This window comes from Thermovibrio guaymasensis (assembly GCF_003633715.1).
GTDB lineage: Bacteria > Aquificota > Aquificia > Desulfurobacteriales > Desulfurobacteriaceae > Thermovibrio > Thermovibrio guaymasensis.
Map to the genome: position 1 here is coordinate 138,192 of NZ_RBIE01000002.1, position 15,643 is coordinate 153,834.

The 15,643-nt window shown below is 42.9% G+C and carries 20 protein-coding genes and 2 tRNA genes; 8 read left to right on the forward strand and 14 right to left on the reverse strand.

Annotated elements, in window-relative coordinates:
- Positions 1 to 2: 2 nt before the first annotated feature.
- Genes flgK through C7457_RS05875 form a run of 3 tightly spaced genes read right to left on the reverse strand, consistent with a single transcriptional unit; the run spans position 3 to position 2,397 of the window.
- Positions 3 to 1,349: a flagellar hook-associated protein FlgK gene (gene flgK / locus C7457_RS05865; RefSeq protein WP_121171021.1), complete on the reverse strand. Its 1,347-nt coding sequence runs from the start codon at positions 1,347 to 1,349 to the stop codon at positions 3 to 5.
- Positions 1,350 to 1,399: 50 nt separating this feature from the next.
- Positions 1,400 to 1,729 (reverse strand): hypothetical protein, encoded by a 330-nt coding sequence (locus C7457_RS05870; protein WP_121171023.1) that lies wholly within the window; start codon positions 1,727 to 1,729, stop codon positions 1,400 to 1,402.
- Between the two features lie 2 nt (positions 1,730 to 1,731).
- A complete protein-coding gene (locus tag C7457_RS05875) occupies positions 1,732 to 2,397 on the reverse strand; it encodes a PilZ domain-containing protein (RefSeq protein ID WP_121171025.1) in 666 nt (221 codons plus the stop codon).
- A gap of 58 nt (positions 2,398 to 2,455) precedes the next feature.
- Between C7457_RS05875 and C7457_RS05880 the strand changes: the two genes are divergently transcribed.
- Positions 2,456 to 2,533, forward strand: a tRNA-Pro gene (locus tag C7457_RS05880).
- 26 nt (positions 2,534 to 2,559) lie between these two features.
- Positions 2,560 to 2,636, forward strand: a tRNA-Arg gene (locus C7457_RS05885).
- Here the strand turns inward: C7457_RS05885 and C7457_RS09025 are convergent.
- Genes C7457_RS09025 through C7457_RS05935 form a run of 10 tightly spaced genes read right to left on the reverse strand, consistent with a single transcriptional unit; the run spans position 2,595 to position 9,365 of the window.
- Positions 2,595 to 3,386 carry a YdcF family protein gene (locus C7457_RS09025; protein ID WP_121171383.1) on the reverse strand — a complete coding sequence of 264 codons (792 nt, stop codon included), beginning with the start codon at positions 3,384 to 3,386 and terminating at the stop codon, positions 2,595 to 2,597. The genes C7457_RS05885 and C7457_RS09025 overlap by 42 nt on opposite strands.
- The gene (gene bioB, locus C7457_RS05895; RefSeq protein WP_121171028.1) at positions 3,383 to 4,312 is read right to left on the reverse strand and encodes a biotin synthase BioB; all 930 of its coding nucleotides are present in this window, start codon (positions 4,310 to 4,312) and stop codon (positions 3,383 to 3,385) included. The genes C7457_RS09025 and bioB overlap by 4 nt, the downstream gene beginning before the upstream one ends.
- Positions 4,309 to 4,890: a GTP-binding protein gene (locus tag C7457_RS05900; RefSeq protein WP_121171030.1), complete on the reverse strand. Its 582-nt coding sequence runs from the start codon at positions 4,888 to 4,890 to the stop codon at positions 4,309 to 4,311. The genes bioB and C7457_RS05900 overlap by 4 nt, the downstream gene beginning before the upstream one ends.
- An 8-nt stretch (positions 4,891 to 4,898) precedes the next feature.
- Positions 4,899 to 5,372, reverse strand: coding sequence for a roadblock/LC7 domain-containing protein (locus tag C7457_RS05905; protein WP_121171032.1), 474 nt, complete (start codon positions 5,370 to 5,372; stop codon positions 4,899 to 4,901).
- Entirely contained in the window at positions 5,372 to 6,352 is a 981-nt protein-coding gene (locus tag C7457_RS05910; protein WP_121171033.1) for a thiamine pyrophosphate-dependent enzyme, read from the reverse strand. Before C7457_RS05910 ends, C7457_RS05905 begins: the two co-directional genes overlap by 1 nt.
- A gap of 11 nt (positions 6,353 to 6,363) precedes the next feature.
- Positions 6,364 to 7,572 (reverse strand): pyruvate ferredoxin oxidoreductase, encoded by a 1,209-nt coding sequence (gene porA, locus C7457_RS05915; protein ID WP_121171035.1) that lies wholly within the window; start codon positions 7,570 to 7,572, stop codon positions 6,364 to 6,366.
- Between the two features lie 2 nt (positions 7,573 to 7,574).
- Positions 7,575 to 7,871, reverse strand: a complete 297-nt coding sequence (gene porD / locus C7457_RS05920; RefSeq protein ID WP_121171037.1) for a pyruvate synthase subunit PorD — start codon at positions 7,869 to 7,871, stop codon at positions 7,575 to 7,577.
- Positions 7,868 to 8,434, reverse strand: a complete 567-nt coding sequence (locus tag C7457_RS05925) for a 2-oxoacid:acceptor oxidoreductase subunit gamma family protein (RefSeq protein ID WP_121171039.1) — start codon at positions 8,432 to 8,434, stop codon at positions 7,868 to 7,870. The genes porD and C7457_RS05925 overlap by 4 nt, the downstream gene beginning before the upstream one ends.
- On the reverse strand, positions 8,434 to 9,042 hold the full coding sequence (gene recR / locus C7457_RS05930) for a recombination mediator RecR (RefSeq protein ID WP_121171041.1): 609 nt from the start codon (positions 9,040 to 9,042) through the stop codon (positions 8,434 to 8,436). Before recR ends, C7457_RS05925 begins: the two co-directional genes overlap by 1 nt.
- On the reverse strand, positions 9,039 to 9,365 hold the full coding sequence (locus C7457_RS05935; protein ID WP_121171043.1) for a YbaB/EbfC family nucleoid-associated protein: 327 nt from the start codon (positions 9,363 to 9,365) through the stop codon (positions 9,039 to 9,041). The genes recR and C7457_RS05935 overlap by 4 nt, the downstream gene beginning before the upstream one ends.
- Before the next feature lie 68 nt (positions 9,366 to 9,433).
- Here C7457_RS05935 and hflX point away from each other — a divergent pair, with 68 nt between their 5' ends.
- A complete protein-coding gene (gene hflX, locus C7457_RS05940) occupies positions 9,434 to 10,510 on the forward strand; it encodes a GTPase HflX (RefSeq protein WP_121171045.1) in 1,077 nt (358 codons plus the stop codon).
- On the opposite strand, the gene C7457_RS05945 is transcribed toward hflX, so the two are convergent.
- A complete protein-coding gene (locus tag C7457_RS05945; protein ID WP_121171047.1) occupies positions 10,507 to 11,751 on the reverse strand; it encodes a tetratricopeptide repeat protein in 1,245 nt (414 codons plus the stop codon). The two genes, hflX and C7457_RS05945, sit on opposite strands and share 4 nt — an antisense overlap.
- A 72-nt stretch (positions 11,752 to 11,823) precedes the next feature.
- On the opposite strand from C7457_RS05945, the gene C7457_RS05950 reads away from it, so the two are divergent.
- The 5 genes from C7457_RS05950 to C7457_RS05970 are packed head-to-tail and all read left to right on the forward strand — an operon-like array spanning position 11,824 to position 15,610.
- The gene (locus C7457_RS05950) at positions 11,824 to 13,140 is read left to right on the forward strand and encodes a peptidylprolyl isomerase (protein WP_121171049.1); all 1,317 of its coding nucleotides are present in this window, start codon (positions 11,824 to 11,826) and stop codon (positions 13,138 to 13,140) included.
- Positions 13,141 to 13,145: 5 nt separating this feature from the next.
- Complete coding sequence (locus tag C7457_RS05955) at positions 13,146 to 14,018, forward strand: YicC/YloC family endoribonuclease (protein WP_245939608.1); 873 nt, start codon at positions 13,146 to 13,148, stop codon at positions 14,016 to 14,018.
- The gene (gene gmk, locus C7457_RS05960) at positions 14,008 to 14,688 is read left to right on the forward strand and encodes a guanylate kinase (RefSeq protein ID WP_121171053.1); all 681 of its coding nucleotides are present in this window, start codon (positions 14,008 to 14,010) and stop codon (positions 14,686 to 14,688) included. Before C7457_RS05955 ends, gmk begins: the two co-directional genes overlap by 11 nt.
- Positions 14,654 to 14,863 carry a DNA-directed RNA polymerase subunit omega gene (gene rpoZ, locus C7457_RS05965; protein ID WP_121171055.1) on the forward strand — a complete coding sequence of 70 codons (210 nt, stop codon included), beginning with the start codon at positions 14,654 to 14,656 and terminating at the stop codon, positions 14,861 to 14,863. The genes gmk and rpoZ overlap by 35 nt, the downstream gene beginning before the upstream one ends.
- Positions 14,864 to 15,610, forward strand: coding sequence for a dihydroorotate dehydrogenase electron transfer subunit (locus C7457_RS05970; RefSeq protein WP_121171057.1), 747 nt, complete (start codon positions 14,864 to 14,866; stop codon positions 15,608 to 15,610).
- Positions 15,611 to 15,643 lie beyond the last annotated feature (33 nt).

Consider the following 15,643-nt stretch of genomic DNA (forward strand, 5'->3'; position numbering starts at 1 on the left):
GACTACCTCACCATTCCAAGGACTGTTTCAAGGAGTTCATCGGAAACCGTTACAACCCTTGCTGCCGCCTGATAAGCCTTCTGAAACTTAGTAAGTTTAATCATTTCTTCATCAACGTTGACTCCAGAAAGCTCCTTTACCTTCTCCTTAACTGCATTAAACCTCAAGGTGCTGTTTTCGTAAAGATTTTTCACACTTGCAACTTTAGAACCGAGGGCTGAAACTATTTCACTTGCGTAGAACTCCCCAAAGCTCAAATCGTTCAGCTCAGAAAACTTCTCCTGCCCGAGCGCTATAAGGGCTTTAACGTTTTCGTTATCGGCATTCAAGTTTGAAGTAGAGGATGCAGCGGCTAACTTCTTTGGATCGTCAAAGGCCAAAACGATATTTGAAGCATCTACAGGCTGACCGTTATCTGAGGTAAAAAGATCACCTCCTTTGTTAGCGTAAAGGTCATAGCCTGCTTTATGCTGCTGGTTTACCTTTTCGGCAAATACTGAGGTAAACTTATTCAGCCTACTCTTCCACTCCTCAACCAAACCGATTCCGGAGAGAATTCCACCTATTGAGCCCTTTTTTAAGGAAGAAGAGATGTCACTACCGTTAACCTTTAAGTGAATTCCACTACTGTCCCTATCAGCCGAAACCTTAAAGGCCCTATCCTTCAGAACGAGGGCAAAACCTTTGGCGGTATAGAGGTTAACAGTTCCATCTTCGTTAAAAGTAACCTTTGTCTCTATAAAAGAGCTTATCTCCTCTATGAGCTTATCCCTCTGATCTAAGTACTGGTTGTAAGTTGGAGAACCTTTAGATAGAGGAATAAATTTGTTAACTTGAGATAGTTCTTTTAAAAGCTGATTAAGCCTGTCAACGCTATTAAGGAGTTTTCCGTAGTAAGTTTCCCCTATCTCCTCCAAGGAACTGTAACTCTGCCTTATTCTTCCTATCAAGGTTCGTGCAGCCCCTAAGAAACTCTCCCTTGCTGCAATATCATCAGGGTTAAGGGCCACATCGTGAAGGGAGGAGAAGAAATAGTTTAAAGCTTCACTAAAGCCACTTCCAGTTGCATCGTTAAATACAGACTCTATTTGAGAGAGAATTGTGCTTTCCTGAGAATAGGCCTCCCTTTCCTGATTAGCACTTACGTACTGTTTAAAGAGAGCCCTGCTGAATACCCTACGGAGCTCCTCAACTGAAACTCCAGATCCGGGAACATCGGCAAATACAGGTTCTTCCCTGGAGTAACCTTCAGTGTAGGAGTTATTGATGTTCTTCGTCGTAGAGTTTACGGCAATTCTGTTTGATAGCAGGGCCTGGCTTGCTATTGAGAGAGCTCCAAAGAGAGACATCACCACCTCTCAAACCTTTTTAACCATTATCGGAGATAACCTTGTTAAGTTTAAACTTTTCTCTTAAAGAAAGAAGTCTTCCCTGACGGAGTGTAAGTTTCCCCCGAAGAAGGGAAAAGTTCCTTAAAGAGCTCCTCTATAAAGGTAATGTTGCTAAGTAAAAGAGCCTTCACAGACTCTTGAATCTCCTTAATCTCCCTAACAATCTCCTCAAAAGGTTTAATCTCCTCTAAATCGTACTGGGAAAGTTTCGTTAAAAGTTTCCTCTTTTCCTCCTGAAGGGATAGGAACTCCTCTGGATCTCCCTGAGGGAATTTTATTAGGAGTTCCCTCTCTCTTTGGCAAACTCTTTTTAACTCCTCCAAAGTTTCCTTAACCATAACTACTCCACTAAATCCCTTATTTTACTTAAAATTTCCTTCTGCCTTGCCATAACGTAATCTCTCAAGAGTTTCTTCTCCCTCTCTCTAATTGAAAACTTTATACCAAACCTGTTCTTATCTCCCAGCGGCTCTGAAGAAACTACTTTACCCTCTAAAAGGAGTTCTCCTCTAGGGAGAATCAACTTCGATTTTATAGGCTCTCCTACTTTTAAAAAGCCTTTTTCTCCAACAACTCCTACTCCTTCCTCTGAAATATCCCTAACCGGGAGAGCAATTTCTTCTCCGCTTTCAGAAAGGAGGTAGAACTTTACCGGAAGCTTTTCAGACGTAGTAACTCTAACAATCTGTCTGCCAAACCTAGGATCGGAAAAGGGTTTAGGAAAAGTGGTCTCAATGAAGGAATTTCCATAGTAAGTAACATCGGCACCGAGAAGCCTCTTTTCCTTGTAGAGAGGGTCGTTAAAGTAAAAGAAGAACTTCCCATCGTCTGAAGCAGTAAGGTAAAGCTTAGGGTTATATTCCCACTGAAGGAAATTTTCATCAAAATCAAGGAGTTTCGTCTTTACCCTTATTGGGAGCTCTTGGTAAAAGCCTATAACCTCCACAGGTACTTCCTTTTCCTTAAGCTCGCTTAACCAGTTAAAAATCCTATTCTTTACTTCCAATTTTTACCTCCCCCTTGCCAAATTCCAAATATTGTCCTAAATTTTTCAGCGTCAGGTTCGGGGCATAGCTCAGCTTGGTTAGAGCGCGTGCCTTGGGAGCACGAGGTCGCCCGTTCAAATCGGGCTGCCCCGACCATTTTACATCCCTCCTAAAATTCCCAAGGGCCCGTAGCTCAGCTGGATAGAGCAACGGACTTCTAATCCGTAGGTCGGAGGTTCGAATCCTCCCGGGCCCGCCACTTTGAAAAAAGTTCAAAAAAGACAATACCGATCCACTCCCTAAAGCCTGTAATTGAGTCTTTAATAAATTCCGGAAAGGGTAAAAACGAGAAAAAGCTGTAAACCTCATTTCTCACCCTATAATCGGTAGGAATAGGAATTACTTTAAACCCAAAGGATTTAAAAATAGCCACACTACGGGGCATGTGATAGACAGAAGTTACAAGACATATTTTCTCCCTACCTATTAATTTTGCCGTATAAAGGGCATTCTCAAAAGTTGTCCTACTCCTGTCCTCAACTAAAATTTCAGAACTTGGAACCCCTAAATTGATTAACACTTTCTTCATTGCAGGAGCCTCAGCAAATTCGGAAGTAACCTTACCTCCCGTAACTACAATAGGAAAACCCCTCTCCTTCCAAACCTTAAAGGCTTCATACAACCGATATAACGTATCTTCCCTAACAGAAGGGTTACCTCCTTCATTTGGGGAATTTTCTGTAATCCCTCCACCTAAGACAACAATGTAAGAACAGTTAACCTCTTTAACGTTCGGATAGGAGTATTTACTTTCAAGAGGTCTTAGTAGGAAATCTCTACCGAGTTCTGTAGAGAAAAAGTAAAGAGAAGTAAAAAGAATAAGGAAAAAAAACTTCGCAGCTCTATAACGTTTCTTTACGATTAATACGAAAATTAAACCAGAAAAAATTATAAAGAGACCTAGAATAACTAGGAAGTTCCCAATTACTTTCTTTAACAAGAAAATCATAACCTTAAAGTACTCCTAAATCCCATATCCCTAATTAACTGAGCATCGTCTTTTAGACTCCTTCCCTTCGTTGTAAGGTAGTTGCCTACCATCAGAGAATCAACAACGAGTAGGGCTAGAGACTGGAGCTCCCTTAAGTTAAACTCCCTCCCACCGCAAACCCTTATTTGAGCTTTAGGAAGGGCAAACCTTAAAGCAACTAAAATCTTTAAACACTTTAAAGGTGTAAGGTAATTAGCGTTTTCTAGAGGAGTCCCTTTAATCGGATGGAGGAAATTTACAGGAACAGAGTCAACGTTGATGTCTTTTAAAGTCCCTATTAGAGAAACGACATCATCCTCTCCCTCTCCCAAACCAAAAATCCCGCCACAACAAACCGAAAGTCCGACTTCCTTTGCCCTTAGAACCGTTTTTAACCTGTCCTCCCACCTCTGAACCGTAGATATTTTGGGATAGAACTCTCGGGACGTTTCAAGGTTGTGGTGATAACGGTCAAGTCCACACTCTTTTAAGAACCTCAACTCCTCTTTACCGATTTGGCCAAGGGAAGCACATATCTTAAAGCTACTACTTTCTCCCTTTAATTTCTCAATAACGCGTCCTAAAATCCTTAAATCTTCTTTAGTTGGAAAAATACCGCTTATTACAAAGCTAAACCTGCTTATTCCAAGATTAAAAACCTCTTTCGCTCTAGAGTAGAGTTCCTTTTCATCTAGAAGAGGATAGGTCTTTATAGGTATCTTAAACTTTGAAGACTGAGCGCAAAATTTACAGTCTGAAGGACACTTACCGCTCTTTGCGTTTAAAATTGCACAGGTCTCAATTGAATCTCCAAAGTTTTGAAGTTTTAAATTAAAAGATTTTAAAAGTAAAGGGTAAAACTCTTTTAGTGAACTTCTTAGAACTTTTAGGATTTCCTCTTTCACGACTTTATTTTCTTCAAAACCTGTCTTGTTATTTCTTTAAAGGTTTCAAGAACACCCACCCCTTTTGTAGCAATTGCTTCAAAGTCAGGTCTGCCCCATCTATTAAGGTCTGCCCGCAGCTTTTCAACAGACAAAACGTTAGGAAGGTCTCTCTTGTTGTACTGGAAAACAAGAGGTATTTCTTCAATATTAATTTCATAATCCTTCAAGTTTTCAAGCATATCATCAAGAGTATCTAAATTTGCATCGTGTCTCTCTTCTTGAGAATCAGCAACAAAAACAATACCGTCAACCCCCTTTAAAATCAACTTCCTGCTTGCCTGATAGATAATCTGCCCTGGAGTCGTATACAGATGAAACCTTACTTTAAATCCTCTAACGTTTGAAACCTCAATGGGAACGAAATCAAAGAAGAGAGTTCTCTCTGTTTCAGTAGCAAGAGTTATCATTTCACCCTTATTTTCAGGTTTTATGTGATCGTAAATCCATTTTATATTAGTCGTCTTTCCCGACAGTCCCGGACCGTAATAGACTATCTTACAGTTAATTTCTTTAGTAGCAAAATTTATAAACGGCATCTAAGCTCCTACTCAAAGAGAGTATCTAGGTCTATATCTTCCACATCAATTTCCGTAGGAATAGAACTTTCCTCCTCAGCTCTCTTTTCTATCTCCCTCAGGATTCTCTCCAACTCAGAATAATACTTCTTTATCTTGACTCTTACAATACCTAAGTTAGAGACCTTCTTATCAAAAATTGAAACTAATATGTACTTATCAGCAATCAATATCATATAAATTCCTTCTTCCTCAGTCTCAGTAAACATGTGACTTAAGTTTTTATCTCCTAGGAGCTTTGAAAGGGCCTCTGAAGCAGCAACGTTCCCTGCGGTTAAAGAGGCAAAAGTCACATCATCTGAAGAAAAAGCCGGAGAATCACTCCGGCTTATTAACTGTCCAGACTTATCAATGAGGAGAACTATTTTAGCCTTACTCTCATTATTAAGGTTTGTAAGGAGTTCCTTTAACCTCTCGTTCTCTTCTGGTCTTAAACTTAACATTACCCTTCCCTATTAGTGAGTTCTTCCATCTTGTTAAGCCACTCCCAGCGCCTATTAACTTCTTCCTGCAGCTCTCTAATTTTATCCTGATTTTCTGGTTTAAACAAATGCTTAAACCTTCCTTGAAGCTTAAGGTACTCTTCAATAGGCTTAGGATTCTTAGGCTTATGGGTTATTCTCCACTTACCGTTCTCAACTTCAAAAAGGGGCCAGTAGTTCGTCTCAACTGCAAGCTTTGAAATCTTTATTCCTTCCTCTTCTTTACTCCTCCAACCCCTTGGACAGACTGAAAAGGCGTTAATGAAAGCAGGACCTTCTGTTAAAAGGGCCTTTTTAAACTTATCCATAAGGTCTTTCCAGTGGGAAGGAGAAACCTGAGCAACGTAAGGAATTCCATGGGCAGCAGCAACTTCAGGAAGCCACTTTTTATGCTGTGGCTTACCTAAACTCTCTGAACCTACCGGCTGAGTTGTAGTATTTGCGTACTTTGGAGTAGCAGAAGAACGCTGAATTCCAGTGTTCATGTAAGCTTCGTTGTCGTAGCAAACGTAAACAAAGTCATGCCCTCTCTCTAGGGCCCCAGAAAGGGACTGAAAACCTATGTCGTAGGTTCCACCATCTCCACCAAGGGCTATAAACTTAACTTTCTTATCTGAAGGGAGTCTGCCCTTTTTCTTTAAAGCTTTATAAGCTGCTTCCACTCCTGAAATAGTCGCTGCAGCGTTCTCAAAAGCGTTGTGTATCCAAGGGGACTTCCAAGAAGTGTAGGGGTAAATCGTCGTACAAACTTCAACACAGCCTGTTGCATTTGCCCAGACAAGCTCGTAACCCAGGGCATTTGCAACCATGTACATCTGTCTGATGATAATTGAAGCTCCACAACCTGCACATAGTCTGTGACCGGGAGCCAACTTTTCAGGGTAGTTCGTTAACTTCTTTAAAGGTGGAAGCTTTATCTCTGAAGGTTTTACTTGAGCCATTATTTCCTCCATTACTCGTTAAGGTTAAGGTAGTTTATAAGTGGAACTTCTTTCCCAGCTGCCTTTGCCATTACCTTATCAATGGCCTCTTCAATGTGGTGAACGTTTGTATCCCTTCCACCGAGTCCGTATATAAAGCTCACGATAGGGTAAGTTTTACCCCTCAAGTACATGGCTGTTGCTACGTCACTGTAAAGAGGCCCTCCAACTGCACCGAAAGTCTCCGCTCTATCAAAAACACCAACAGCCTTAGCGTTTGAGGCTTCCAGTGCATCCATAACGTCGTAGTAAGGGAACGGCCTATAAGTTCTTATCTTGATTAAACCTACCTTTATTCCTTTCTCTTCTCTTAACTTCTTAATCACGTACTTAGCAGTTCCAGCAGTTGAACCTATAATAATTAGAACGTAGTCTGCATCATCAATCATGTAGGTCTCAATGTGTTCATACTTCCTTCCAAAGGCCTCTTCAAACTGCTGGCCTACCTCCCTTATAACCTTATAGGCCTCCATCATGGCTTCTCTCTGCTGACGCTTAAACTCCATGTAAGAGTCGGTCATAGCAACGGGGCCGTGAGTTACAGGGTTATCTACGTCAAGAAGTGGGAACATAACCTTGGGCTCTCCCACAAATTCCTCAACTGCCTTATCTGGAAGGAGCCTAACTCTCTCTATTGCATGGGAGATAACGAAACCGTCCATTCCTACCATAACTGGAAGGCGGGTTCTCTCATCCTCGGCAATCTTAAAGGCCTGTACTAAGTTGTCGTACTGCTCCTCTGCATTCTCTGAAAAGAGCATAATCCAACCTTGATCCCTTGCTCCCATCATATCCGACTGGTCTCCGTGAATGTTAATGGGAGCAGAGAGAGCTCTATTAACAACCGTCATAACGATCGGCAACCTCATTCCTGAAGCTATTCCTAGAACTTCCCACATGTAGGCAAGTCCAGGACCTGCAGTAGCCGTCATAGCCCTGCTACCGGCCGCAGCAGCACCTACACAGGCAGACATAGCAGAGTGCTCACTCTCAACGGGAATGTACTCCGTATCAACGAGACCGTTTGCAACGAAATCTGCAAAGAACTGCATAAGCTCAGTTTGGGGAGTAATAGGGTAGGCAGCTACAACGTCAGGGTTAATCTGCCTCATAGCCTCTGCAGCTGCCATGTTTCCCGAATAGGGAACGTAGGTAACCTCTTTTATAAGCTCAGGCCTCATAGTTAGTCCTCCTCACGGAACAGGTATTCTGGTTTCATCTTAAGGGCATTTGTAGGACACTCATGGGCACAGATTCCGCACCCTTTACAGTGGTCGTAATCAACTCCTACCATCTTTTCTTCTTTAACTAAGATACACGAATCGGGACAGAACACCCAGCAGATCATACAGTTAACGCACTTTTCAGCCTCAAATACAGGCCTCCAGGCCCTCCACTCTCCAGTATTGTACTTCTCACTTGAACCAGGTTCTGGTATTACTGCACCTATTGGCATTTCTCTCCAGCTCTTCCCGTTCATTCTGACTGTACCTCCTCGTAAGCTCTGTATAGAGCCCTTACGTTTGCATTAAGGGCATTTTCAGAGAGTTTCTTACCAAAGGTCTTTTTAATTTCCTCCTCAACCGTTTCAACCTTTACAATACTGCCAAGAACCTTAACCAGAGCTCCAAGCATGGGAACGTTCATTAGAGGTCTCTTAAGCTCCTCCATAGCGATCTTTGTGGCATCTACCGTGTAGATCTTCCTTCCCTGAATGCCGTACTTCTCCCTTATCTCGCTAGGCGTCTTATCAGTGTTGATAATTAAAGTCGCACTCTCATCAGTTCCTTCTAAGAAGGGAACTGCCTTAAGGAGAGTTGGGTCAACTACTACAACTATATCCGGATTGATGACCATACAGTGAAGTGTTATAGGTTCTTCAGAAACCCTGTTGTAGGCCCTCAGCGGAGCTCCACTCCTCTCAGCTCCGTAATCTGGGTTACTTTGGGCATACTTACCTTCCTTAATTACAGCAGAAGCCAACATCTTTGATGCCGTAACGGCACCCTGACCTCCACGGGCGTGCCATCTAATTTCTATCATTACTCTCCTCCAGATATGAGTTTCTTATCCTCAAAGGCTTTCCTGAGCGTAAGCTCATCTGAAGCGTCAATAGTTCCTCCGTAGGGGATTCCGTACCCTATCCTGTAAACCTTCACACCCATCTTTGACAGCCTATCAAGGAGAAACTTTGAAGTTGCTTCCCCCTCAACTGTTGGATTAAGGGCAATTATTACGCTTTCTATACCCTTTTCCTTAATTCTTGAAAAGAGCTTTTCTATATTAAGGTCTTCAGGAGATACATCTTCTAAAGGGGAGATGACCCCCCCCAAAACGTGGTAAAGTCCGTTAAACTCACCTAACTTCTCTATTGAAAGGGCATCCCTTGGCTGTTCGACTACACAAACTACTTTCCTATCCCTTTCCTCATCAGTGCAGATCCTACAAAGTTGACCTGAAGAAGAGGGAAGACCACACTCTGGACAAGGTGTAACCTCTTCAAGCTCCCTCAGGGCATTTATAACAACCCTCTTTCTCTCCTCCGGAAGTTTTGAAAGTAGGAGAACAACCCTTTCAGCTGCCCTCTCACTAATTCCCGGAACCTCTGAAAGGTACTCAATTAAGAGTTCAAGGTTCTCAGGATATATCAAAACAGACCTCCAAGGTCTATTCCAAGGCCACCCGTTAACCTCTCCATCTCCTTAGCTAAAGTCTCCCTACCCTCTTTGAGGGCCTGATTGGCTGCAACTACTATTAAATCCTGAACCATCTCCTTCTCTTCAGGGTTTAAAAGCTCTGGAGAGATTTCAACCGAGACTATCTCTCCTGAACCCTTTGCAACAACCTTTACAGCTCCACCGCCGGCAGTTCCTACAAACTCCCTACTCTCAATCTCCTCTTTCAGTTTTGCAGCTTGCTGTTGAAGCTGCTTAGCCATTTTCATGAGCTGGTTTATATTTCCACCTCTGAACATAGTACCTCCAGTCTTTATAGGTAACTTAAATTGTAAACAAATTGTAAAAAGTTCACAACGGGGAAGAGATGGAGCTAGAGAAAGAAAAAGTTGTAGTAATAGCTGTAAAGAGACCAAAGGAAGAAATTGACCTAGAGGAACTAAAAGGACTTGTGGAAGCACTGGGAGGAGAGGTCGTAGGTGAGGTAGTTCAAAAGAGGGCTTCCTTTTCACCTTCAACTTACATAGGGAAGGGAAAACTTAAAGAGGCAGACCTTTCAAAGGCAACTCTCCTTGTTGCCTACCACCCTCTAAGTGCTTCACAGAAGAGGAATATTGAGGAACTAACCGGCCTACCGGTAATAGACAGGACAGAGGTAATCCTTGAAATATTTGCAAGGAGGGCAAAAACAAAGGAGGCAAAGCTCCAGGTTGAACTAGCAAAGAGCTACTACCAGCTTTCCCACCTTAGGGGGTTCGGTAAGGAACTTTCAAGGTTAGGAGGAGGAGTTGGAACGAGAGGTCCAGGAGAGACAAAGAGTGAAGTTGAAGCCAGGGCTATAAGGAGGAAGATCCACAAGCTTAGGAAGGAGCTCAACGAGGTCTTAAAGAGACAGGATTTAATGAGAGGTTCCAGAAGGAAGAGAGGTTTTAAGACGATAGCAGTTGTAGGCTATACAAACGTTGGAAAGTCCACGCTAGTAAAAGCCCTTACTAAAAAGGACGTCTTTATAAAGGACATGCCCTTTGCAACCCTTGACGTAAAAACTGGTAGCCTCTTCCTTGACGGAAGGCAGGTTTTAATCTCCGACACTGTAGGTTTTATAAAGAACCTTCCCCACGAGCTGGTCGCCTCCTTTAGGGCTACCTTAAGCGAAGTAAGAGAAGCCGACCTCCTACTAATAGTCTTTGATATATCCTCTGATAAAGTTGAGGAAGAGCTCCGTTCAGTTGAAGAAACCCTAAAGAAGTTAAAGAGCTGGGATAAGCCCAAGATCTTCGTGGCAAATAAGGTTGATAAGCTCGTAAGGAGCCCCCAAGAGGCAAAGGAACTCTACCACAGAATTGCCGGCGTAATTCCGGAAGATACTCCCGTCGTCTTCGTTTCAGCGACTAAAGGCTGGGGGCTAAAAGAGCTCAAAGAGGAAATAAAAAGGAGGATTTAGAGGAGCTTCTCAAGCTCCTTTATCTCCTTAATCTCATCAACCTTCTCTTTTACCCTCTTAATGAGTTTCTGGTCAGTTGAAACTTCAAGGACCTGGTTGTAAAAGTCTAAAGCTTCCTCTACTTTGCCTTCCTCAAAGAGAGCATCTGCAACTATCTCTCCGACTTCCCCAAACTCCTCATCGCTAATCTCAGGGTTTTCAAGGACCTCCTTTCCTGCCCTAACTATATCTGAATACCTCTCCTGCTCAATTAGGATAACTGCAAGCTCAGAGAAGGCATCCATGAGAACCCAGAAGTTATCGGTATTCTTAAGGAGGTCCCAGAGGATCTCCTCAGCCTGGTCGTACCTTCCTTTCTCAACAAAGAACTCGGCAAGGAGCTTTTGAGCGTCCTCCTTCATAAAACCTTCAGAGACCGAAACAGCCTTCCTGTAGTAGTACTCTGCAAGCTCTTCATTTCCGAGCATATCGTAGAGAGCTCCGGCACTCTGAAGGACGTAAACAGCCTCCGGGTAGAGCTCCAAAGTTCCAAGAACTACATCTAGAGCCTCTTCGTACTCCTCCTCACTTACCAAAACTTCTGCCAACTTCTGCCTGTACTCAACGTTCTTAAAGTCAAGCCTGCAGGCCTTCCTGAGCTCCTCTTTGGCCTCCTCGGTCTTACCCCACTCGGCATAGACCTTCCCAAGCTCATAGTGGATTTCTGGGCTTTCAATCCTCTCAGAGGCCTCCCTTAGAACATCTGCCGCCTTACTGAAGCGCCTCCTTAATAAGTAGTGCTTTGCAAGCTCAAGGTAAGGGAAGGCCATGTAAGGCTCTAAAGTAATGAGCTCCTCAAGGGTCTTTACCATCTTCTTGTGGTTGTTAGTTTCCCTGTAGAGGCGGTAGAGCTCCAAATAGGTTTCCTTCTCAAAAGGATTGAGCTTTAAGCTCTCAAGGAGCTCCTTCTCCGCAGCCTTAAAGTTCCTCATGGAGGCCAGCGTAATACCCCTTTGAAGGAGCTCCCTAGAACGGAGTTCAGTATCAAGGAAGCGGGCCTCCTCTAAGTAACTCTCAGCCTTCTCGTGGTTACCTAAACCCTCATAGGCCTGAGCAAGGAGAAGGTAGTAGTCAACATCCCTGAATTTAACCCTCTCCAGCTCTTCAACTGCCCTCTTAAAGCTTTTAAGTTCAATCAATTTTTCAGCTTTCCTGAGAATGTCTCTAAGCTCCTCTTTCCTCTCCTGAAAACCTTTTTTCACCTAGAAACTCCCTTGAGATAATTCCTGATTTTAAGTATAAATCTGGCCAACCGATTTTCAACCGGAGGGTTAATGCTTTCAAAAATTAGGAAGAACTTAAGGGCCTTTAGCTTTCCCCTGTGGATTGTAGCAGCCTCATTTATAGGAACCATCTTCTTAGTGTGGGGAAAAGGGTCTGTTTCAGGCCCTTCAGGTAACGAAGTTGCAACGGTTAACGGTGAAGGAATTACACTTACCGAGTTTAACAGGGAATACCAGAACACCGTCACCTCACTTAAGAAGAAGTTAGGAGACAACTTCAGGAAGTTCGTTAAGGAAGACGACATTAAGAAAATAACACTGAACAGACTTATCACTAGGAAACTCCTACTCCAGCTTGCAGAGGAAGAAGGTTTAAAAGTTAGCGACTGGGCTGTTGCAAAGTACATTGAGGAAATCCCGGCGTTCCAGGAAAATGGAAAGTTCTCACTTGAGCTCTACAAGAAGTTCTTAGAGTCAAGACGTATGACCCCTCAAACCTTTGAGGATATGGTTAGGGAGGACTTACTGATTCAGAAAGTCCTTACAGCCGTTAATAGGGCTCCATCTGTAAGCCAGTTTGAGATTAAAGAGCTCTACAGGAAAGTATTTGGAAAGAGGAACTTCAAGTATAAACTGTTCTTGAGCAAGGACTTTAAGCCGCAAGTTTCCCAGAAGGAGATTGAGGAATTTTACAAAAACAACAGGGAAATCTTTAAGAAAGGAGAGAGGGAAAGCTACTACGTCTTAAAGTTTCCAAAGACTAAAGAAGGAGAGGAAAGGGCGAGAAAGGCCTACAAATTGGCAAAAGAGGGCAAGTTCAAGGAGCTAATGGAAATGAAACCTCAGCCCCTCAAGGATAAGGAGCTCATAGAGAAAGTTAAAGAAAAGGGATTCTCTTTTCGCTCACAGGAAAATGGCCTGGAGCTGGCCTTTAAATTAAAGGAGGAACAGTATAAAAGCCTTAACGAAGTTAGAGGGGAAATAGAGAGGGCACTAAGGGAGCAGAAAGCCCTTGAGATGGCAAAAAAGGAGGCAGAAACTTTTAAAGGAGAGTTAAATGAGGAAACTGGGAAAGTTGACGTATCAGAGCTCGTTAAGAAGTTAAAGCTCCTTCCAACTACAAACCCTGAAGAGCTCCTTAATGCAAAGGTAGGAAAGAAGTTAATCCTTCCGGTTGAAGGGGGATTTGCAGTTTTAGTTCCAACTACCGAGCCTGAAGTCAATGAGTTTGAAGAGGATAAACTGAAGAGGTTAAAGGAGTTTGTCCTCAACGTAAAGAGAGATAGTGACTACCAGAACCTACTAAACCTACTTAGGCAGAAGGCAACCATTAAAGTTAACCAATCCCTCTTTAGGAGTGTCCAGTGAAGAGTATGACAGGCTTCGGAAGGGCAGTAGCAGAAGATGAGAAAATACGCATAACCGTTGAAATAAAAAGCGTTAACGGGAAGAATTTAAGAGTCAGGTTTAACATCCCAAGGCTCTTTAACCCTCTAATAAACCAGATAAACTCTGAGGTAGAAAAGGTTTTGAAGAGGGGAGACGTTGACCTCAACGTAAGCTACCGCTTTTCCCCCGGATTTCAGGTTCCGATTGAGATAAACTACGCTGAAGCCATCAAGATTATAGAAGTTGCAAGGAGGCTTTCTGCCCTCTCAAACTCCAAAGTTTCAGTAAACTTAAAGGACGTCCTTTCATTTCCAGAAGTCCTAATAAAGGACGAGCTAAACCCTGAACCCTTTAAGGAAACCTTATTTAAAGCACTCCGGGAAGCCCTAGAGGAACTTGATAGAGCAAGGAGAAGCGAAGGAGAGAAACTAAAGGTCTACTTTGAAGAGAGGCTTAAAAACATTGAGGAAACTCTGAGTCAAATTGAAAGGGAACTTCCCCAGATAAAGGAGAAGCTCTTTAAAAAGTTAAAGGAAAACCTAAAGAAGTTACTTGAAGGTGAGGAGTTAAGTCAGGACTTTACAAAGAGAGTTGAGCTTGAAGTCGCGTTCCTTGCAGAGAGGCAGGACGTATCAGAGGAGGTATCAAGGCTAAAGGCCCACATAAAGAGGTTTAGGGAGCTCCTAAAAGTTGAAGACGAACCTGTAGGAAAGACTCTTGACTTCCTCTGCCAGGAGATGCACAGGGAGATAAACACTCTCGGGAATAAAGTTAAGGAGATTGACGTTACAGAACCGGTTATAAAGATAAAGTCTGAAATTGCAAAGATAAAGGAGCAGGTCCAAAATGTTGAGTAGAGAAAGGGGACTTTTGATAGTAATCTCAGCCCCTTCTGGAACGGGCAAAACTACCCTCACTCGCATGCTTTTAAAAGAGTTTCCGAACATAGAGTTCTCCATTTCATTTACAACGAGGAAGCCAAGGCCTGGAGAGGTAAACGGGAAGGACTACTGGTTCATTTCAAGGGAGGAGTTCTTAAAAAGGATAGAAGAAGGGGACTTCCTTGAGTGGGCTGAAGTTTATGGAAACCTCTACGGGACGAGCAAAAGTCAGGTTCTAAAGGCTCTAAACGAGGGAAAGGACGTCCTCCTTGACATAGATACTCAGGGAGCCCTTCAAGTTAAGAAAAACTTCCCTGAAGCAGTCTTAATCTTTATACTTCCCCCATCCTTAGAGGAACTTGAAAGGAGACTTAGGAATAGGGGAACAGACCCGGAAGAGGTCATAGAAAAAAGGTTAAAGGTAGCAAGGGAAGAGATTAAGAGAGCTAAGTTTTACGATTACATAGTTGTAAATGACGTATTAGAAGTTGCCTATAATAAGTTAAAGTCTATCATTAGTGCTGAAAAGTGTAAAACTAAGAGGTTCCTTAAAAACCTTGAGTTCCACATAAAGGATGAAGAAATAGTTAAACTGCTGAAAGGAGGAAAGAATGGCCAAGAGGATACCTTTAGAGCCGATAGTTAATAAGGTCGGGAACTACTACGAGACAGTTCACGTTGCTGCAAAGAGGGCAAGATACCTCTACACAACCGACTCCTACACATTCGGAGTTGATGAGAAAGGAGAGGAACACAAGAAAACTGTTATAGCTCTCCTTGAAATCCTAGATGGGAAAATCTGCCCAAAGAGAGAAAAGTAAATGGGACTTAAAGTAGTTGAAAACAGACACCTTAAAGGGAACGACTACTTACTAACGGTCAAATCAGACGGGGAAACCGTTAAGAGGATAAAACCTGGCCAGTTTGCAATGATCCAGGTTAGAACAAAACTTCAGTTTGACCCCCTTCTGAGAAGGCCTTTAGGCATTTTTAACGTTGAAGAAGACAAAGTCTCCTTCATATACAGGGTTTACGGAAGGGGAACGAAACTACTAAGCCAGATTGAACCGGGAGAAGAGATAGAAGTACTAATGCCCCTGGGAAACTGGATCCCGGACACTAAGGATAACTATCTCTTCATAGCCGGTGGAATAGGAATAGGAGGCCTCTTCTTAGCTGCAAAGGAATTTAAAGAAAGGGGTAAAAACGTTTTTCTCCTATACGGGGAGAGGTCTAAGAAGACCCTCTCAGCCCTTGAGTTCATTGAAGAGTACGGGATTAACTTTAAGGTCTACACTGAAGACGGCTCCTTTGGAGAGGAAGGATTTGTTACAAAGGGACTTCACTTGTTTAAAGATTTTACATGGGTAGCTTGCGGACCAACCCCCATGCTAAGGGCGGTTAAGGAAATAGCTAAGGAGAACGGTGTAGAGTGCTTCCTCTCACTTGATAGAAGAATGGCCTGCGGAGTTGGAGCCTGTCTCGGGTGTACAGTTAAGACGACTAAAGGTTATAAAAGGTGCTGCGTTGAAGGGCCGATTTTCCCTGCAGAAGAGGTTTTATTTTAATCTCTTTTCACTTGCAAATTCTTGCCAGTTAAC

What these genes read in the sequence shown, in the direction of transcription:
- flgK (WP_121171021.1), bottom strand. Translation starts at nt 1,349, where the DNA reads ATGTCTCTCTTTGGAGCTCTCTCAATAGCAAGCCAGGCCCTGCTATCA.
- C7457_RS05870 (WP_121171023.1), bottom strand. Translation starts at nt 1,729, where the DNA reads ATGGTTAAGGAAACTTTGGAGGAGTTAAAAAGAGTTTGCCAAAGAGAG.
- C7457_RS09025 (WP_121171383.1), bottom strand. Translation starts at nt 3,386, where the DNA reads ATGATTTTCTTGTTAAAGAAAGTAATTGGGAACTTCCTAGTTATTCTA.
- C7457_RS05900 (WP_121171030.1), bottom strand. Translation starts at nt 4,890, where the DNA reads ATGCCGTTTATAAATTTTGCTACTAAAGAAATTAACTGTAAGATAGTC.
- C7457_RS05905 (WP_121171032.1), bottom strand. Translation starts at nt 5,372, where the DNA reads ATGTTAAGTTTAAGACCAGAAGAGAACGAGAGGTTAAAGGAACTCCTT.
- C7457_RS05910 (WP_121171033.1), bottom strand. Translation starts at nt 6,352, where the DNA reads ATGGCTCAAGTAAAACCTTCAGAGATAAAGCTTCCACCTTTAAAGAAG.
- porA (WP_121171035.1), bottom strand. Translation starts at nt 7,572, where the DNA reads ATGAGGCCTGAGCTTATAAAAGAGGTTACCTACGTTCCCTATTCGGGA.
- porD (WP_121171037.1), bottom strand. Translation starts at nt 7,871, where the DNA reads ATGAACGGGAAGAGCTGGAGAGAAATGCCAATAGGTGCAGTAATACCA.
- C7457_RS05925 (WP_121171039.1), bottom strand. Translation starts at nt 8,434, where the DNA reads ATGATAGAAATTAGATGGCACGCCCGTGGAGGTCAGGGTGCCGTTACG.
- C7457_RS05935 (WP_121171043.1), bottom strand. Translation starts at nt 9,365, where the DNA reads ATGTTCAGAGGTGGAAATATAAACCAGCTCATGAAAATGGCTAAGCAG.
- hflX (WP_121171045.1), top strand. Translation starts at nt 9,434, where the DNA reads ATGGAGCTAGAGAAAGAAAAAGTTGTAGTAATAGCTGTAAAGAGACCA.
- C7457_RS05950 (WP_121171049.1), top strand. Translation starts at nt 11,824, where the DNA reads ATGCTTTCAAAAATTAGGAAGAACTTAAGGGCCTTTAGCTTTCCCCTG.
- C7457_RS05955 (WP_245939608.1), top strand. Translation starts at nt 13,146, where the DNA reads ATGACAGGCTTCGGAAGGGCAGTAGCAGAAGATGAGAAAATACGCATA.
- gmk (WP_121171053.1), top strand. Translation starts at nt 14,008, where the DNA reads ATGTTGAGTAGAGAAAGGGGACTTTTGATAGTAATCTCAGCCCCTTCT.
- rpoZ (WP_121171055.1), top strand. Translation starts at nt 14,654, where the DNA reads ATGGCCAAGAGGATACCTTTAGAGCCGATAGTTAATAAGGTCGGGAAC.
- C7457_RS05970 (WP_121171057.1), top strand. Translation starts at nt 14,864, where the DNA reads ATGGGACTTAAAGTAGTTGAAAACAGACACCTTAAAGGGAACGACTAC.